Source organism: Acidovorax sp. GW101-3H11 (assembly GCF_001633105.1).
In the GTDB taxonomy this organism is placed as follows: Bacteria; Pseudomonadota; Gammaproteobacteria; order Burkholderiales; family Burkholderiaceae_C; genus Acidovorax.
Genome location: NZ_LUKZ01000009.1, coordinates 702,833 through 719,634, shown reverse-complemented (window position 1 = coordinate 719,634; position 16,802 = coordinate 702,833). Strand labels below are relative to the sequence as shown.

Genomic DNA, 16,802 nt, shown 5'->3' with positions numbered 1-16,802 from the left:
AAAATACCGGGTCAACTCCCAACTTCTTCAGCGGCAGCCCCCTGCGCGGGTCGCTAGAATGATTTTCATGGCAACAAAACCACCTTCACCCCCCACCGCGCCGCCGGTTACACGGCCAGCGCGGGATGATGGCGGTTCGGTCGTGCTCGAAAGGCGCACACAGAAGACCCAGCCGCCCCAGATGTACCAGGTGGTCATGCTCAATGACGACTACACCCCCATGGAGTTCGTCATCGTGGTTCTGCAGGAATTCTTCAGCAAGGACCGTGAACAAGCGACCCAGATCATGTTGAAGATCCATCTCGACGGCAAAGGCGTTTGCGGCGTGTATTCCCGCGATGTCGCTGCCACCAAGGTGGAACAAGTGCTTGACGCCGCCCTCAAGGCGGGCCACCCACTGCAATGTGTCAGTGAGCCTGTTGAATAACAGGTCTTTGATCCCGAAATACAGTTATCCCTTCCACGCAAGCACAAAGGAGTTCACATGATTGCCCAGGAACTGGAAGTCAGCTTGCACATGGCCTTTGTTGAGGCCCGCCAGCAGCGCCACGAATTCATCACCGTGGAGCATCTGTTGCTTGCATTGCTCGATAACCCCAGCGCAGCGGAGGTGCTGCGCGCATGTTCGGCCAATATCGATGATCTGCGTTCATCGCTGTCGAACTTCATCAAAGACAATACCCCCCAGGTCGCCGGTACCGACGAGGTGGACACCCAGCCCACGCTGGGCTTCCAGCGCGTGATCCAGCGCGCCATCATGCACGTGCAGTCCACGGGCAATGGCAAGAAAGAGGTGACGGGCGCCAACGTGCTCGTGGCCATCTTTGGCGAGAAGGATTCGCACGCTGTGTACTACCTGCACCAGCAGGGCGTCACGCGCCTGGACGTGGTCAACTTCATTGCCCACGGCATCAAGAAGGGCGAGCCGCCAGAACCCGCCAAGGCTGAGAACCAGGCCGAAGGTGAAGAGGGCGGTGGTGGCGAGCGCAGCGAAAAGGCCTCGCCCCTGGAGCAGTTCACGCAGAACCTGAACCAGGCAGCCAAGGACGGCAAGATCGACCCCCTGATCGGCCGCCACTACGAGGTCGAGCGCACGATCCAGATTCTGTGCCGCCGCCGCAAGAACAACCCGCTGCTGGTGGGTGAAGCCGGCGTGGGCAAGACGGCCATTGCTGAGGGCTTGGCCTGGCGCATCACGCAAAACGACGTGCCCGAAATCCTGGCCGAAGCCGTGGTGTATTCGCTCGATATGGGCGCACTGCTGGCGGGCACCAAGTACCGTGGTGATTTCGAGCAGCGCCTGAAGGGCGTGCTCAAGTCGCTCAAGGACAAGCCCAACGCCATTTTGTTCATCGACGAAATCCACACCCTGATCGGTGCGGGCGCTGCCTCGGGCGGCACGCTTGATGCGTCCAACCTGCTCAAGCCGGCGCTCTCCAGCGGCCAGCTCAAGTGCATCGGCGCGACCACTTTCACGGAATACCGTGGCATCTTCGAAAAAGACGCCGCGCTGTCCCGCCGCTTCCAGAAGGTGGACGTGGTCGAGCCCACGGTGCAGGAGACCATCGACATCCTGAAGGGCCTGAAGTCGCGCTTTGAAGAGCACCACAGCGTGAAGTACGCTGCGGCGGCCCTGCAGGCTGCGGCCGAGCTGAGCGCCAAGTACATCAACGACCGCCACCTGCCCGACAAGGCCATCGACGTGATCGATGAAGCCGGTGCGGCGCAGCGCATCCTGGTGCCCAGCAAGCGCAAGAAGACCATCGGCAAGGCCGAGATCGAGGAGATCGTGGCCAAGATCGCGCGCATCCCGCCTGCCAACGTGTCCAACGACGATCGCAGCAAGCTGCAGACGCTGGAGCGCGACCTGAAGAGCGTGGTGTTCGGCCAGGACAAGGCGCTTGAAGTGCTCGCTTCATCTGTGAAGATGGCGCGTTCGGGCCTGGGCAAGGGCGACAAGCCGATCGGCTCCTTCCTGTTCAGCGGCCCCACGGGCGTCGGCAAGACCGAAGCGGCCAAGCAGCTCGCCTACATCATGGGCATCGAGCTGATCCGCTTCGACATGTCGGAGTACATGGAGCGCCATGCCGTGAGCCGCCTGATCGGTGCGCCTCCGGGCTACGTCGGGTTTGACCAGGGTGGCCTGCTGACCGAAGCCATCACCAAGAAGCCGCACGCGGTGCTGCTGCTCGACGAGATCGAGAAGGCACACCCGGACATCTTCAACGTGCTGCTGCAGGTCATGGACCATGGCACGCTGACGGACAACAACGGCCGCAAGGCCGACTTCCGCAACGTGCTCATCATCATGACCACGAACGCTGGCGCCGAGACCATGAACAAGGCGACCATCGGCTTCACCAACCCGCGCCAGGCGGGCGACGAGATGGGCGACATCAAGCGCCTGTTCACGCCCGAGTTCCGCAACCGGCTGGATGCCATCGTCAACTTCAAGGCGCTCGACGAGCAAATCATCCTGCGCGTGGTGGACAAGTTCCTGCTGCAGCTGGAGACGCAACTCGCCGAGAAGAAGGTGGAAGTCACCTTCACCGACACGCTGCGCAAGCACCTGGCCAAGAAGGGCTTTGATCCACTCATGGGCGCCCGCCCGATGCAGCGCCTGATCCAGGACACCATCCGCCGCGCGCTGGCCGACGAGCTGCTGTTTGGCCGCCTGACCGAAGGTGGGCGCCTGACGGTGGACATCGAGATGAAGACCGACGACAAGGGTGTGGAAACGCCCGAAGTGTTGCTCGACATCCAGCCGCTGCCCAAGAAGGAGCGGTCTGCCAAGTCCGAGCCTGCCGAGCCGGAAGAGGCCACGGCAGACTGATCCGGCTGACGCTGTTGCTGGGGGCGCCTTCCGGGGCGCTGCCAGACAGATAAGAAACCCACGGTGAATGCCGTGGGTTTTTTGTTTTCCGGCTTGCGGATGAGGGGACTTTTCGCCTTACCGCCTTACCGCCTTACCGCCTTACCGCCTTACCGCCTTACCGCCTTACCGCCTTACCGCCTTGCCGCCTTGCCGCCACGCGGTCCCCAGGGCGGCCCGCCACGGACCGCCGCACCCGCCCAGTGTCTTCAGGGCGCCTGCAGCCGCTGCAGCAATTCCATCGTCGGATACCCATCGGCCGCCAGGCCCAGGCTGCGCTGGTAGCCGCGCAGCCCGGCGCGGGTGGCGGGGCCCATCACGCCGTCGGGTGTGCCTGCTGCAAAGCCCTTGCGGTTCAGTGCCTCCTGCAGCGTCTGCATCTGCGTGCGGGACAGCGGTTCCAGCTCGCGCGGCCAGGTGCCGGTGACCGGGGCGCCGCCGCCCATCTGGCGCGACAGCAGCGCCACCGCAAGCGCGTAGTTCACCGAATTGTTGTAGCGCAGGATGGCCCGGAAGTTCGCTCCCACCACAAAGGCCGGGCCGCGTGCGCCCGCCGGGGCGGTGATGGAAGCCGCGCCCAGGGCGGGCAGCGGCTGGCCGTCGGCAGACCGTACACCCTCGGCCTCCCACTGCGCCGTGGTCTGCCGCACGGCCGGGTCGGCCCGGGCATGGTCGAAGTTGGCGGGCAGCACCACTTCGGCGCCCCAGGTCTCGCTGGCCAGCCAGCCAGAGCGTGCGAGGAAGTGCGCGGTGGAGGTCAGAACATCGGGGATGCTGCCCCAGATGTCGCGCCGCCCATCGCCATCGGCATCCACGGCGTAGGCCAGAAACACCGAGGGCAGAAACTGCGTGTGCCCCATGGCGCCCGCCCACGAGCCCAGCATGCGCTCGGCCGCAATGTCGCCCCGGTCCACGATGCGCAGCGCCGCCAGCAGCTCGGCCTGGGCCCAGGCGCGGCGGCGGCCTTCGTAGGCCAGGGTGGCCAGCGCGTCCACCGTGCGGAAGCTGCCAAAGTTGCTGCCGTAGTTGCTCTCCATGCCCCAGATGGCGGTGACCACGGTGGCAGGCACGCCGTAGCGCGCGGCAGCGGCCTCCAGCGTGGGGCGGTGCTCGCCCAGTTTGGCCTGGCCCTGGGCCACGCGCTGGGCCGATACCGCGCTGTCGAGATACGCCCAGGGCGTGCGCGAGAACTCGGGCTGGGCCCGGTCCAGCTCCACCACACGCGGCTGCCACTGCGCCTGGCCCAGCACATCGCGCACCGTGTGCGGCGCAATGCCCGCCGCCAGGGCCTGCGCCGCAAAGGCGGTGCGCCAGGCGGCAAAACCGGCGGCGTGGTCATCCGCCTCGGCGGCCACGGTGGTTGCAGCGCCTGTGGTGCTTATGGTGCTTGTGGTTGCAGGTGCCGATGGGGCGCCGGGGCTGGCGGGCTTGGACGGCGCGGGGGCAGGGACCGCTGCGCAGCCCGCCAGCGCCAGGCCCACAACCCCGGCCGTGAACCAGGCTGCGAGTGGCGCGGGCCGCACAGAAGGAGGAGAGGGCGAACGCTGGGGCAGGGCGGCGGTGGCGGTGGTGAATTCAGGGTGAGGGCAATGCATGCGCCATTGTCCCGTGCAGCCATGCCGTTGCCCCGTACGCAGGTGTATCACTGCGTGAATGCCCAGTGAGCGCGCTGAGAGCGCCCTCTGAGCGCCGTGCAGCCGCAGAGTACGCATTGCTATCATTTAGATAGCTGTAAAGGCATGATGGACAGGCGGTAGGGGCATAAAAAGCCTGTAAATCCGGTTACAGTTGCGCCTCTACCCCGCCTTCATCCCCGCCTCGCCCCTGTTTGCCCACCAACCATGGCTGCCCACACCTTCCTCTGGCACGACTACGAAACCTTCGGGGCCAACACGCGCCGCGACCGTCCGGCGCAGTTCGCTGCCATCCGCACCGATGCCGACCTCAACGAGATCGGCGAGCCGCTGATGATCTACTGCCAGCCGGCCAACGACTACCTGCCCGACCCCGAGGCCTGCCTCATCACCGGCATCACCCCCCAGCTCTGCCTGGAAAAAGGCCTGCCCGAGCGCGAGTTTGCCAACCGCATCGAGGCCGAGTTTGCCCAGCCCGGCACCATTGGCGTGGGCTACAACACCATCCGGTTTGACGATGAGATCACGCGCTTCATGTTCTGGCGCAACCTCATCGACCCCTATGCGCGCGAGTGGCAGAACCAGTGCGGTCGCTGGGATTTGCTGGACGTGGTGCGCATGACCTATGCGCTGCGGCCCGACGGCATCACATGGCCGAAGAAAGAAGACGGCGTGACGCCCAGCTTCAAGCTCGAACACCTCTCCAAAGCCAATGGCCTGCTGCACGAAGCCGCGCACGATGCGCTGTCGGACGTGCGCGCCACCATTGCGCTCGCGCGGCTCATTCGTCAGCACAACACCAAGCTGTTTGACTTTGCGCTGAGCCTGCACAAGAAGGACCGTGTGGCCGCCGAGCTGCGCCTGCCCGCCACCGCCATCACCGCGCGGCCGTTTTTGCATGTGTCGGGCATGTTCCCGGTGGAACGCGGCTGCCTGGGCGTGATGTGGCCGCTGGCCAGCCACCCCACCAACAAGAACGAGCTGATCGCCTGGGACCTGGCCCACGACCCGCGCGAGCTGGCCACGCTGAATGTGGACGACATCCGCCTGCGCATGTTCACCCGCACGGCCGACCTGCCCGAGGGCGTGGCGCGCCTGCCCATCAAAACCATCCACCTCAACAAGTCGCCCATGGTGGTGGGCAATGTGAACACGCTCACGCCCGCACTGGCGCAGCGCTGGGGCATCGACCTGGCCCAGGCCGCGCAGCACGCCGAGGTGGCGCGCAGCCTGCCCGACATGAGCGGCATCTGGCCCGCCGTGTTCGCCCGGCCGCAAGAGCCCGCGCCCGATGTGGACCAGGACCTGTATGGCGGCTTTGTGGGCAACAACGACCGGCGCTATTTGAACGACCTGCGCAGCATGTCGGGCGCCAAGCTCGCCGCCGCCCGCACGGGCTTTGACGACCCGCGCCTGACCGAGCTGGTCTGGCGCTACCGGGCGCGCAACTTTCCGCAAACCCTCACCCCCGAAGAGCAGCAGCGCTGGGAGGCGCACCGCGCCGCCTGCCTGTTTGACGGGCAGGGCGGGGCGCGCACGGTGGAGCAGCTGTTCACCGAAATCGATACCCTGTCAGAGACCGCCGACGACGACCGCACGCAGGACATCCTGGGGGCCTTGTACGATTACGCTGAGCACATTGCACCGGAGCGGTAGCTCCTCTCACAGCGGTCCGCGTTCAAAGACATCCATCCGTTCACGCTGAGCGTGCCTGTCCTGAGCTTGTCGAAGGATCGAAGCGCCGCGCAAGGCTTCGACAAGCTCAGCCCGAACGGTTTTAATTGATCGAACGTGAATCCGCATGAGGGGCTGCACGCCTTTCCCTGATGGGGGCGGTGGCATCAGGGCGCGCCAGCGCTGATCGCCCCCGTTGCACGCCGACCCGCCGAAACAAAACAGCCGCAGATTTTTATGACGACACCGCAGAACCAAAGCTTCACCACCCAGATCGTGCATGCCGACCGCCTGGGCGGTGCCGAGCAGGGCGCCATCCACCAGCCCATCCACACCTCGGTGCAATACGGCTACGACAAGGTCGAAGACCTGATCGCCGTCTTCCAGGGCACGGCCAAGGGCGGCTTCAACTACGCGCGCCAGGGCACGCCCACCACGGCGGCGCTGGAGGCCAAGATCACCAAGATGGAGCGCGGCCACGGCACCATCGTTTTCTCCAGCGGCATGGCGGGCATCTGCGCCGTGTTCCTCACGCTGCTCAAGGCGGGCGACCACCTGGTGGCCAGCCAGTTTGTGTTTGGCAACACCAACAGCGTGCTGGGCACGCTGGCCGACCTGGGCGTTGAAGTGACCACGGTGGACGTGACGGACGCCGCCAACGTGGCCGCCGCGCTGCGCCCCAACACCCGCATGGTGTTTGTCGAAACCATTGCCAACCCCGGCACCCAGATCCCCGACCTGGAAGGCATTGGCGCGCTGTGCAAAGCGCATGGCGCGCTCTACGTGGTGGACAACACCGTGGCCTCGCCCTACCTGTTCCGCGCCGCCACGGTGGGCGCGGGGCTGGTGGTCAACTCGCTCACCAAAAGCATCGGCGGCCTGGGCGACGCGCTGGGTGGCGCCATCACCGACACCGGCCTGTACGACTGGTCGCGCTACCCCAACATCTTTGCCGCCTACCGCAAGGGCGACGCCAAGGGCTGGGGCCTGCAGCAGCTGCGCAAAAAGGGCCTGCGCGACATGGGTGGCACGCTGTCGTCCCACGCCGCCCACCAGTTGGCCCTGGGCGCCGAAACCCTGGCCCTGCGCATGGACCGGACCAGCGCCACGGCCCTGGCCCTGGCGCAGTGGCTGGAGGCCCACCCGGCTATCGCGCGCGTGCACTACCCCCTGTTGCCATCGCACCCGCAGCATGCCTTTGCAAAAAAGCACCTCAAGGCGGGCTCGTGGCTGCTGTCCTTCGAGCTGCGCGACCCCGACCAATGCCTGCCCGTGTGCAACCGCCTGCAACTGCCCATCAAGGCCACGGGCCTGGCCGACACGCGCACGCTGATCATCCCGGTGGCGCACACCATCTTCTGGGAGGCCGGCCCCGCCGTGCGCGCAAGCATGGGCATTGCCGACAGCATGATCCGCCTGTCGGTGGGCCTGGAAGAGGTGGAAGACCTGCTGGCCGACTTTGAGCAGGCGCTCGCCGGAGCCTGACAGCATCCTGCCTCGCTTCACCATGCGTTCAAACACATGAACCCGTTCACGCTGAGCTTGGCCTGTCCTGAGCCTGTCGAAGGGTCGAAGCGCCGCGCAAGACGCAGGCAGGCCCAGTCCGAACGGTTCCCACCTATTGCACGCAAATAGGTACTCACCGCCCACCCTCGCCGGGAGCCCCGCCATGGCCACAGCCACCTCCGCACCGCCCGCCAACATCGGCAAATACCGCATCGAGCGCGAACTGGGGCGGGGCGCCAGTGGCATTGTTTACCTAGGGCTCGACGGCTTCCGAGGCCGCAAGGTGGCCATCAAGCAGACCCACGCCCACCTGCTCAAGGTGCCCGAGCAGGCCGAGCGCTACCGCAAGCTGCTGCGCAACGAGGCCGCACTGTCGGGCCGCCTGCGCCACCCCAACATCGTGCGCCTGCTCGATGCCGACGAAGAGGCGGTGCCCCCGTACCTGGTGCTCGAATACGTAGACGGCCAGCCCCTGTCGGCCTTTGCCACGCCCGACGCGCTGCTGCCCATGCCCCAGGTGCTCGACATCGCCTTCAAATGCTGCAACGCGCTGGACTACGCCTGCCGCGAAGGCCTGGTGCACCGCGACATCAAGCCCGCCAACCTCATGCTGGCGCGCGATGGGGATGTGAAGCTGACCGACTTTGGCGCCGCCCTGTCATTGCGCAGCGACGCCACGCAGCTGTCGGGCCTGGTGGGCTCGCCCTCGTACATGTCGCCCGAACAGGTGCGCGAACACGACCTCACGCACCACAGCGACATGTTCTCGCTGGCCGTGGTGGTGTACGAGCTGCTCACCGGCCGCCGCCCGTTTGACGGCGACACCGACTTCGCCACCCTCTACAAGATCAGCCACGAAGCCCCCACACCCCCCAGCCTGCTGCGCGCCGCGCTGCCGCCGCATGTGGACGAGGTGCTGCTGCGCGCCCTGGCCAAAGACCCCGCAGACCGCTTTGCCACCTGGCCCGACTTTGCCCAGGCCCTGCTCGCCGCCCACCGGGGCCTGCCCCGCCAGCGCTCGCAAGACACCGAGGCCGAACGTTTTGCCCGCCTGCGCGCACTGCCGTTTTTTGCAGACTTTCACGATGTGGCCCTGTGGGAGCTGATGCGCCTGGGCAGCTGGCGCCGCCTGGAGCAGGGCACCGTGCTCATGCGCGAGAACACCCCGGGCGACTCGTTCTGCATCCTCATCGAAGGCCAGATCGCCATCAGCCGCCAAGGCTGGAACCTCAGCACCCTGGGCCCCGGCGTCACCCTGGGCGAGATGACCTACCTGCGCCCCGACAACAAAATGCGCACCGCCACCGCCGTGGCCGAAACCGAGGTGCTGGTGCTCAAAGTGCGCAACCCCGCACTGCGCGAGGCGTCGGAGGATTTGCAGTCTCGCTTTGACAAGGCCTTTATCAAGCTGCTGGTGGGGCGGTTGATTGCGACCAATGAGCAACTGGCGGAGTGGGAGCTGGTGGCTGCGCCGGGTGGGGGGATGCAGGAGGGGGTGGGGGATTGAGGGGCCCGGCTGGGAGCGGCCGGGATGCAGCAGTTGCTGAAAGTGAATGGTCAACGTTTGATATCGGAGGCTAGCCCGCACTCGGTGGACGCTGTACTGAATTGCCCATTTCAAAGTCAATGTACCTGTACACAATCGTCGATGTGCCGTCGTTGAAAATCAACTTCGCGGTGCAAAGGAACGAACCATAGGCTGAAGTGACGATGGGGAATCCACGACTTCTGTCATGCGAGGGATAGACCTTGTTTCCCCAGAAGCTCCCGAAGAAGTACTCGACGGTTACTAGTCCGGTGAAGCTGGTCTTGTGTGGAATCACATAGATCAGGATGTCGTAAAGCTGGCCGTCTTGGCTGGATTTTTGCAAGCGGTGCACCAGCATTACGCCACGCGCTTCCTTGTAAATTTCATGCCGCTGATTTGCGCGGCTCTCGTCGTCTTGATAAACACCGACCCTACTGTCTTCTTTCGAGAAGCTGCCTGGTATAGCAACCAAGCCCGACGCAGACCCAATTTCAAGTCCGCCCACCTTCAAGACCGCACCATCTTTGATACGAACAACAAGCGCCTTGAGAAGACTTGAGATGTGACCGCGAAAGTAGACCATCACACCGAGTGCTATCAGCGCCCAGAGGATGCTTGGTATTGCCGACCACACAGCCAGGTCAAAGATCGATTTCGTTGTGGAGTCTGCCGTTGATGCGGCTGAACTAGCAGCAGCAGCAGATGCTGGTGGCGAAGGCATTGGGTCTCCTTGAGCGGGCTAACGTGATGTTCCCCGCAAAACCTGCGGGACAAGCTGGGCCGTGAGCGATATTCTGGAAATTGACATCCTTCTGGATGTGCCTTGTAGGCTAGGGCTGCAGACGCAGGGCTGTTCAAACATTCAGATATAAGAATCCTGACGGACCCGGCAGGCGACAACTGCGCAAACTATAGCTTGCGAACGGGCAGGGCCGGAGCCCTCCGTAGGCAGCTTTTACACAGTGAGCAAGCCGGGCTTTGAGTCAATGTGGCTCCATCCACCAAACCCCAGGCACGCATCTCCAATTCCTGCTCGACATTGCAAATGCAAATCGTTATCATTTAATCGCCTGAGTACGCCACACCCCGTCCACCGCAAAAGGCTCCTCCAGGAGTTTTGCGATGGATCTGATGGGCACCCCCTCCCACCCCTACACCCCTGACAGCGCCGCTGCCTCCATAGGTCTGCCGCCAGTCCCCGCCACCTTGCCCCAGTGGGAGCGCACCATGCAGCGCGCCCGCGCCGCCGGGCAGATGGGCCAGATGGCCATGGCGCTGGCGTTTGAGCAGCAGGCGCTGGCGCTGGCGTTGCGCCTGGTGCAGCAAACGCCCCCGGCGGGGCGGGAGGACGATTGCATTGCGGCCCTGGTGGTGTCGCACCTGAATGTGGCCGATTTGCAGGTGCAGGCGGCCGAGCCCGATGCGGCGGCGCGTTTGCTGGGCCGGGCCCATGGGCTGCTGCAGAGCCTGGTGGCAGATGGCCGGTGTGGCGCCGCGCTGCGCCAGGCGGCGTGGCGGCATGGGCGCGAAACGCATGCGGCCTTGCTGGCCCATGTGCGCAGCCATGGCCCCCATCCCGCCATTGCCCAGGCGCTGGCCGGGGGCGGGCTTGCTGGCCTGTCGTCCTGACGGCAATGCGGCCGCCTCGCCGCTGTGGCCCGGCTGGCGTGGTTGCACCTTCTTCCCGCACCGGCCAGCGCTGCCCGCGCCGGATGTTGTCCTTGCTTCCTTCTCTCAACCCAACTGAAAAACCATGCCTTACACGCTGCCTGCCTTGCCCTATGCCTATGACGCGCTGGAGCCGCACATCGACGCGCGCACGATGGAGATTCACCATGCCAAACACCACCAGACCTACATCAACAACCTGAACGCCGCGCTGGAGGGCACGCCCCACGCCGATCTGCCCATTGACGAGCTGGTGGCGCGGCTGGTGCTGTTGCCCGAGAACCTGCAGGGCCACGTGCGCAACAACGGCGGCGGGCACGCCAACCACAGCCTGTTCTGGCGCGTGATGTCGCCCCAGGGCGGCGGGCAACCCGATGGCGAGCTGGCGCGTGCCATTGATACCGACCTGGGCGGGTTTGCCGCGTTCAAGGATGCGTTCACCAAGGCGGCGCTTACGCGGTTTGGCAGCGGCTGGGCCTGGCTGTGTGTGGGCGCGGCGGGCCAGCTGGTGGTGGAGAGCACCGGCAACCAGGACAGCCCGCTGATGGCAGGGGCGATGTCGGGCAACACGCCCATCCTGGGGCTGGATGTGTGGGAGCACGCCTATTACCTGCAGTACCAGAACCGCCGCCCGGAGTACATCGCGGCGTTCTACAACGTGATCGACTGGGCCGAGGTGGCGCGCCGCTTTGCGCTCGCACGGGCGTGACCGCTTCGCCCAGCGATTTCTGTTCCTCGACCCACCTGTTGCCCATACCGGAGCCGCCGCCATGCAGATGCCGCCCACTTCGCCCGACACCGCTTTGGACCCCCCCGTGCTTACCACTGAGCACGTGACCCCGCCCGCCGGGCGCGCCGTGGCTTTGCGCTGGCGGCAGTGGCTGGGCCTGGGCATTGTGTTGCTGGGCATCGTGGCCGCCGCTGCCCAGGCGTGGCAGTGGATGGCCAGCCAGCCCACGGTGGAGGCGGCGTGGTGGAGCGGCCTGGTGGCTGCACTGGCCACGGCTTTGGGCACGCTGCCGGTGCTGCTGTCGCAGCGGCTGTCCGAGCGCGCGCAAGACACGCTGTTTGGCTTTGGCGCGGGCGTGATGCTGGCGGCCTGTGCGTTCTCGCTGATCATCCCGGGCCTCCATGCGGCGCGCGGGGCAGGGGCGGGCGCCTGGGGCGCGGGGGCCACGGTGGGCGGGGCCATCTTGCTGGGGGCGCTGGTGCTGCTGTGGATGGAGCGCCTGCTGCCGCACGAGCATTTCATCAAGGGCGTGGAGGGCGCCCCGGCGTCGCGCACGCTGCAGCGCACCTGGCTGTTTGTGTTTGCGATTGCGCTGCACAACCTGCCCGAGGGGCTGGCCATTGGCGTGGCGCATGCGGGCGGCGACCCCCTGCGGGCCAACGCGCTGGCCACGGGCATCGCCATCCAGGATGTGCCCGAGGGCCTGGTGGTGGCCATGGCGCTGCTGGCGGCGGGCTACCGGCGCGCGCTGGCGGTGGGGCTGGGCATGGCATCGGGCCTGGTTGAGCCCCTGGGCGCCGTGCTGGGGGCGGCTGTCGTCAGCGCATCGGCCAGCCTGCTGCCCTGGGGGCTGGGGTTTGCGGCCGGGGCCATGTTGTTTGTGATCAGCCACGAGATCATCCCTGAGTCCCACCGCAAGGGCCACGAGGCCTGGGCCACGGGCGGGCTTATGGTGGGGTTTGTGGTGATGATGCTGCTGGATACAGCGCTGGGTTGAGTTGATTGCTATGTATTTGATAGCTATCAGGGCATGGTGGACGCGCGCAGGGGCCTGTTTTGACTTGGATTTTTCTGTCAGCAGGAACCGTTCGGGCTGAGCCTGCCTGCGCCTCGCGCGGCGCTTCGACAGGCTCAGCGTGAACGGTTTATGTTTTTGAACGGATGCCGCTATCAGCGCCTGTGACGCCAGTGGCCAGTGGTGGTCGGCGGCAGGCACTCAGTGCGCCACGGTTTCCAGCAGCAATTCGTCGATGGGGGCGGGGCGGCCCAGGGCGTATCCCTGGGCAAAGTGCACGCCCAGGCCGGTCAGCAGGTCCACGATGGCCTGGCTTTCGGCAAACTCCGCCACGGTTTTCTTGCCCATCAGGCAGCCGATCTCGTGGATGGACTTCACCATGGCAAAGCTCACGGGGTCGTCGGCCATGTTCTTCACAAACTGGCCGTCGATCTTGAGCGTGTCCACCGCCAGCTCGCGCAGGTAGGCGTATGACGACAGCCCGCTGCCGAAGTCGTCGAGCGCGAACTGGCAGCCCCGTGCGCGCAGGGCCTGGAAGAAGCGGTTGGCGGCTGCCAGGTCGCCCATGGCGGCGGTTTCGGTGATCTCGAAACACAGGCGGTCGCAGCGCACCGGGGTCTGGTCCATGGCCTGCAGCACCTGGCTTAGGAAGGCCGCGTCGCCCACCGACTGGCCCGAGAGGTTGATGCTGCACAGCTCCACCCCGTCCTGGTGTTCGGCCATCCACGCCAGGGCGTTTTTGATGACCCAGCGGTCCACACGGGCGGCCAGCTGGTAGCGCTCCACGGCGGGCATGAACTCTCCGGGCGAGACCAGGCGGCCGTCGGCCGTGCGCATGCGCAGCAGGATCTCGCAACGCAGGCCAGTGGGCTGGCTGCAAGGGGCCGCGCCCAGGCGGGCGATGGGCTGGCCGAACAGCTCGAACCGGTCGTGCTGCAGGGCGTCTTCGATGCGGCTGACCCATTCCATGACGCCGTAGCGCTGCGCCAGTGCCGGGTCGTTCTCGGCATAGACATGGATGCGGTTGCGGCCGCCGTCCTTGGCCACGTAGCAGGCGCTGTCGGCTGCCTGCAGCAGGGCGCCCACACTTTCGGTGGTGGCGTCGAGCATCACCGCCCCGATGCTGACGCTCACGCTGAACACATGGTCGCGCCACACAAAGCGGAACGCGGCCAGCTCCTGCTGCATGCGTTCTGCCACCTGCAAGGCCTGCTGCAGATCCTGCTGCCACAGCAGGATGCCGAACTCGTCGCCGCCCAGGCGGCACAGCAGGTCCTGGGGCTGCAGGTGGGCCAGAAACAGGCGCGCCACCTGCCGCAGCAGTTCGTCGCCTGCGGCATGGCCGCAGGTGTCGTTGATCACCTTGAAGTTGTCGAGGTCGAGGTAGCACACGCAGTGGCGGGCCGCGCCATCGCGCGTGGCGGCAAAGGCCTGGGCCAGCAGGTGCTCGAACGCACGGCGGTTGCCCAGGCTGGTGAGCGTGTCGTGCAGGGCCTGGAACTCCATTTCGCGGCTCAGCCGGCTGGCTTCGGTCACGTCACGAAACACCAGCACCACGCCGTCGGCACCCCCGCCGGGGCGCAGCAGGGGGGAGGCCGACAGATCGATCAGCAACGGTGCACCCGCCTGTGGCGTGCACCGCAGCTTGGGGTGGAACTGGGTGCTGCCTTGCGCCAGTGCGCGGCCCACCAGGTCGGGGGCGGTGTCGGTACCGGGCTCGGTGCCCAGGCCCAGCACGTCCTGGTGACTGCGCCCGCAGGCGGCGGCCAGCGGCCAGCCGGTCAGCGCCTGGGCGGCGGGGTTGAGGTATTGCACCAGCCCCGCAGCATCGGTGGTGACCACGGCGTCACTGATCGATTGCAGGGTCACCTGCAGGCGCTCTTTCTGGTGCACCAGCGCTTCTTCGGCCTCGCGCCGCGCGGTCATGAAGCGCACCCGGTCCAGCGCCACGGCCAGGTGTCCGGCGGTGGCCTGCATCAGCGCGATCTGCCAGGGCTTGGGTGGCCGCACGCCTTCTTCGTCGCCATAGGTGCCCATGCCCAGTGCGCCCAGGCGCTGGTCGGCCATGATCAGCGGTACGTTGACGATGGTGCGGTTGTGCAGTGCCGCCACCACGGCCTTGTTGGTGCGGGGGTCGGTGCGCGCGTCTTCCACCACCACGACGTGGGTGGCGCGCAGGATTTCTTCGATCAGCGCATCCCCTTTCACGGGGATTTTCATGGTCTGCACCTGGCGGCCCAGGGCGCTTTCTTCGCCGCTGGTGGTGTGGGTGAGGAAGTCCAGCATGCCTGAGGCTTCGTCGAAAAGCGCCAGCCAGACATGGCGATAGTCGAAAACGCTTTCGCCCATGGGTTTGACGGCTTCCAGCACGTCGGGCAAGGTCCAGGCGCGCTCCAGGCGCTTGCACAGCTGGAGCAGGGCGTCGGCATGTCGGCGCTCTTCGGCTTCGTGGGGCGCTGCGGGGTGGTGGGGCAAGGTCATGGAACGTGGTGGAGGGCGCTTTCCGGGTGCCCTGGAGCAAGGGTCAAAGTGCTGGATCGCTGCCGTGGCGCCGCTTGCGGGCCCGTGGGCAGAGCATAGGTAGCGCCTCGGTGGTCCGCATGGTGGAAACCACTGAGAGCGGCTCACAAAACTCTTCGGGTGTCGCTGCCGGGCAGCAGGGCAAGCCTGTGGGGGCGGTGTGCCCCCGGGAACAGGCCAAGGCAGTATTTTGCTGCAAATTTCGTAGCTATCTGGGCTTGATGGACGCGCGGTGGGGCCTGATTTGATCCATTTTTTTATCCGAAGAACTGATAGCACACGGCAATGGCCGCCACCACGCCCGCCAGCTCAGCCAGCAGCGCGCAGCCCACGGCGTGCCGCGCCCGCTGAATGCCCACGGCGCCAAAGTACACGGCCAGCACATAGAACGTGGTCTCGGTGCTGCCCTGGATGGTGGCGGCGGCCAGGGCGGCAAAGCTGTCCACGCCCTGGGTCTGCATGGTCTCGATCAGCATGGCGCGCGCGGCGCTGCCCGAGAACGGCTTGACCAGGGCGGTGGGCAGCGCATCCACAAACCGGGCGTCGGCGCCCAGCGTGGTCACGCACCAGCGGATGCCGTCCAGCACATAACCTAAGGCGCCCGAGGCGCGGAATACGCCCACGGCGCACAGCATGGCCACCAGGTAGGGCAGCAGGCCCTTGGCCACGTCAAAGCCTTCGCGCGCGCCGTCGATGAAGGCTTCGTACACCGGCACCTTGCGCCAGGCGCCTATCGCCACAAACAGCACCACCAGCGCAAACAGCGTGAGGTTGCCCAGCAGCGACGACAGCGAGGCCAGGGCCGCAGCGCTGAGCGTGGTGAGCAGCGCCATGAAGCCGCCCAGCACCAGCGCCACCGGCAGCAGGTAGGCCAGCACCACGGGGCTCCACAGCGGCAGGCGCTGCACCACGGCCACGCTCAGCAGCCCCACCAGGGTGGATGCGGAGGTGGCCAGCAGGATGGGCAAAAAGACCAGCGTCGGGTCGGGCGCGCCCTGCTGCATGCGGTACATGAAGATAGTGACCGGCAGCAGCGTGAGCGACGACGCGTTGAGCACCAGAAACAGGATCTGCGCGTTGGTGGCAGTGTCGGGCTGCGGGTTCAGCTCTTGCAGCGACTTCATGGCCTTCAGCCCCATGGGCGTGGCCGCGTTGTCCAGCCCTAGGGCGTTGGCGGCAAAGTTCAGCGTGATCAGCCCCAGCGAGGGGTGGCCGCGTGGCACTTCGGGCATGAGCTTGGCAAACAGCGGCGCCAGCCAGCGCGCCAGGGCATCCACAAGGCCCGCCTTTTCGGCGATGCGCAAGAACCCCAGCCACAGTGTGAGCGTGCCAAACAGCAGCACCATCACCTCGACCGACAGCTTGGCCATCTGGAACAGGGCCTGCACCATGGCCGAAAAAATCTCGGCGTTGCCGCCCACCAGCCACTGGGCCAGCGCGGCCACCGCCGCCGTCAGGAAGAAGCCGAGCCACAGGGTGTTGAGCATGGGATGAATGGAGGTGCTGGGGCGGGATGCTGCCGAGGTTACACGCTGGTCGGCGGGGGATGGGCGGGTTGCAACCCGTTTGGCGCCGCCACGACATCGCCAGGGTTGTCCGCACGGGGTGATGGAAGGGCTGCGGGTAAACTATAGGGTTTTGCCGCGCGGGACGAC

Annotated in this window: 12 protein-coding genes; 8 read left to right on the top strand and 4 right to left on the bottom strand. The window is 66.1% G+C overall.

Annotation, left to right across the window (positions count from 1 at the left end):
• The first annotated feature begins 58 nt into the window (after positions 1–58).
• Positions 59–427, top strand: coding sequence for an ATP-dependent Clp protease adapter ClpS (gene clpS, locus A1D30_RS09270; protein WP_029414237.1), 369 nt, complete (start codon positions 59–61; stop codon positions 425–427).
• A gap of 57 nt (positions 428–484) precedes the next feature.
• Positions 485–2,833: an ATP-dependent Clp protease ATP-binding subunit ClpA gene (gene clpA, locus A1D30_RS09265; RefSeq protein ID WP_063460441.1), complete on the top strand. Its 2,349-nt coding sequence runs from the start codon at positions 485–487 to the stop codon at positions 2,831–2,833.
• A 248-nt stretch (positions 2,834–3,081) separates the two neighbouring features.
• Here the strand turns inward: clpA and A1D30_RS09260 are convergent, their stop codons facing one another.
• Positions 3,082–4,467: a lytic murein transglycosylase gene (locus tag A1D30_RS09260; RefSeq protein WP_082836376.1), complete on the bottom strand. Its 1,386-nt coding sequence runs from the start codon at positions 4,465–4,467 to the stop codon at positions 3,082–3,084.
• Positions 4,468–4,713: 246 nt separating this feature from the next.
• On the opposite strand from A1D30_RS09260, the gene sbcB reads away from it, so the two are divergent.
• From sbcB to A1D30_RS09245, 3 genes are all read left to right on the top strand, one after another.
• Positions 4,714–6,162, top strand: coding sequence for an exodeoxyribonuclease I (gene sbcB, locus A1D30_RS09255; RefSeq protein ID WP_063460439.1), 1,449 nt, complete (start codon positions 4,714–4,716; stop codon positions 6,160–6,162).
• A gap of 255 nt (positions 6,163–6,417) precedes the next feature.
• Entirely contained in the window at positions 6,418–7,665 is a 1,248-nt protein-coding gene (locus tag A1D30_RS09250; RefSeq protein WP_063460438.1) for a cystathionine gamma-synthase family protein, read from the top strand.
• A 184-nt stretch (positions 7,666–7,849) separates the two neighbouring features.
• Entirely contained in the window at positions 7,850–9,193 is a 1,344-nt protein-coding gene (locus tag A1D30_RS09245) for a protein kinase (RefSeq protein WP_063460437.1), read from the top strand.
• A gap of 70 nt (positions 9,194–9,263) precedes the next feature.
• Here the strand turns inward: A1D30_RS09245 and A1D30_RS09240 are convergent, their stop codons facing one another.
• The gene (locus tag A1D30_RS09240; RefSeq protein WP_131798438.1) at positions 9,264–9,935 is read right to left on the bottom strand and encodes a pYEATS domain-containing protein; all 672 of its coding nucleotides are present in this window, start codon (positions 9,933–9,935) and stop codon (positions 9,264–9,266) included.
• A gap of 401 nt (positions 9,936–10,336) precedes the next feature.
• Here A1D30_RS09240 and A1D30_RS09235 point away from each other — a divergent pair, with 401 nt between their 5' ends.
• The 3 genes from A1D30_RS09235 (at position 10,337) to A1D30_RS09225 (ending at position 12,609) form a co-directional block, all read left to right on the top strand.
• A complete protein-coding gene (locus A1D30_RS09235) occupies positions 10,337–10,843 on the top strand; it encodes a hypothetical protein (RefSeq protein WP_082836375.1) in 507 nt (168 codons plus the stop codon).
• 124 nt (positions 10,844–10,967) lie between these two features.
• Positions 10,968–11,591 carry a superoxide dismutase gene (locus tag A1D30_RS09230; protein ID WP_063460435.1) on the top strand — a complete coding sequence of 208 codons (624 nt, stop codon included), beginning with the start codon at positions 10,968–10,970 and terminating at the stop codon, positions 11,589–11,591.
• A 61-nt stretch (positions 11,592–11,652) separates the two neighbouring features.
• Positions 11,653–12,609, top strand: coding sequence for a ZIP family metal transporter (locus tag A1D30_RS09225; protein WP_082836374.1), 957 nt, complete (start codon positions 11,653–11,655; stop codon positions 12,607–12,609).
• Positions 12,610–12,828: 219 nt separating this feature from the next.
• On the opposite strand, the gene A1D30_RS09220 is transcribed toward A1D30_RS09225, so the two are convergent.
• Complete coding sequence (locus tag A1D30_RS09220; protein WP_082836373.1) at positions 12,829–15,108, bottom strand: EAL domain-containing protein; 2,280 nt, start codon at positions 15,106–15,108, stop codon at positions 12,829–12,831.
• Between the two features lie 296 nt (positions 15,109–15,404).
• Entirely contained in the window at positions 15,405–16,634 is a 1,230-nt protein-coding gene (locus A1D30_RS09215; protein ID WP_063460434.1) for a spore maturation protein, read from the bottom strand.
• Positions 16,635–16,802: the final 168 nt, after the last annotated feature.

What these genes read in the sequence shown, in the direction of transcription:
- clpS (WP_029414237.1), top strand. Translation starts at nt 59, where the DNA reads ATGATTTTCATGGCAACAAAACCACCTTCACCCCCCACCGCGCCGCCG.
- clpA (WP_063460441.1), top strand. Translation starts at nt 485, where the DNA reads ATGATTGCCCAGGAACTGGAAGTCAGCTTGCACATGGCCTTTGTTGAG.
- A1D30_RS09260 (WP_082836376.1), bottom strand. Translation starts at nt 4,467, where the DNA reads ATGCATTGCCCTCACCCTGAATTCACCACCGCCACCGCCGCCCTGCCC.
- sbcB (WP_063460439.1), top strand. Translation starts at nt 4,714, where the DNA reads ATGGCTGCCCACACCTTCCTCTGGCACGACTACGAAACCTTCGGGGCC.
- A1D30_RS09250 (WP_063460438.1), top strand. Translation starts at nt 6,418, where the DNA reads ATGACGACACCGCAGAACCAAAGCTTCACCACCCAGATCGTGCATGCC.
- A1D30_RS09245 (WP_063460437.1), top strand. Translation starts at nt 7,850, where the DNA reads ATGGCCACAGCCACCTCCGCACCGCCCGCCAACATCGGCAAATACCGC.
- A1D30_RS09240 (WP_131798438.1), bottom strand. Translation starts at nt 9,935, where the DNA reads ATGCCTTCGCCACCAGCATCTGCTGCTGCTGCTAGTTCAGCCGCATCA.
- A1D30_RS09235 (WP_082836375.1), top strand. Translation starts at nt 10,337, where the DNA reads ATGGATCTGATGGGCACCCCCTCCCACCCCTACACCCCTGACAGCGCC.
- A1D30_RS09230 (WP_063460435.1), top strand. Translation starts at nt 10,968, where the DNA reads ATGCCTTACACGCTGCCTGCCTTGCCCTATGCCTATGACGCGCTGGAG.
- A1D30_RS09225 (WP_082836374.1), top strand. Translation starts at nt 11,653, where the DNA reads ATGCAGATGCCGCCCACTTCGCCCGACACCGCTTTGGACCCCCCCGTG.
- A1D30_RS09220 (WP_082836373.1), bottom strand. Translation starts at nt 15,108, where the DNA reads ATGACCTTGCCCCACCACCCCGCAGCGCCCCACGAAGCCGAAGAGCGC.
- A1D30_RS09215 (WP_063460434.1), bottom strand. Translation starts at nt 16,634, where the DNA reads ATGCTCAACACCCTGTGGCTCGGCTTCTTCCTGACGGCGGCGGTGGCC.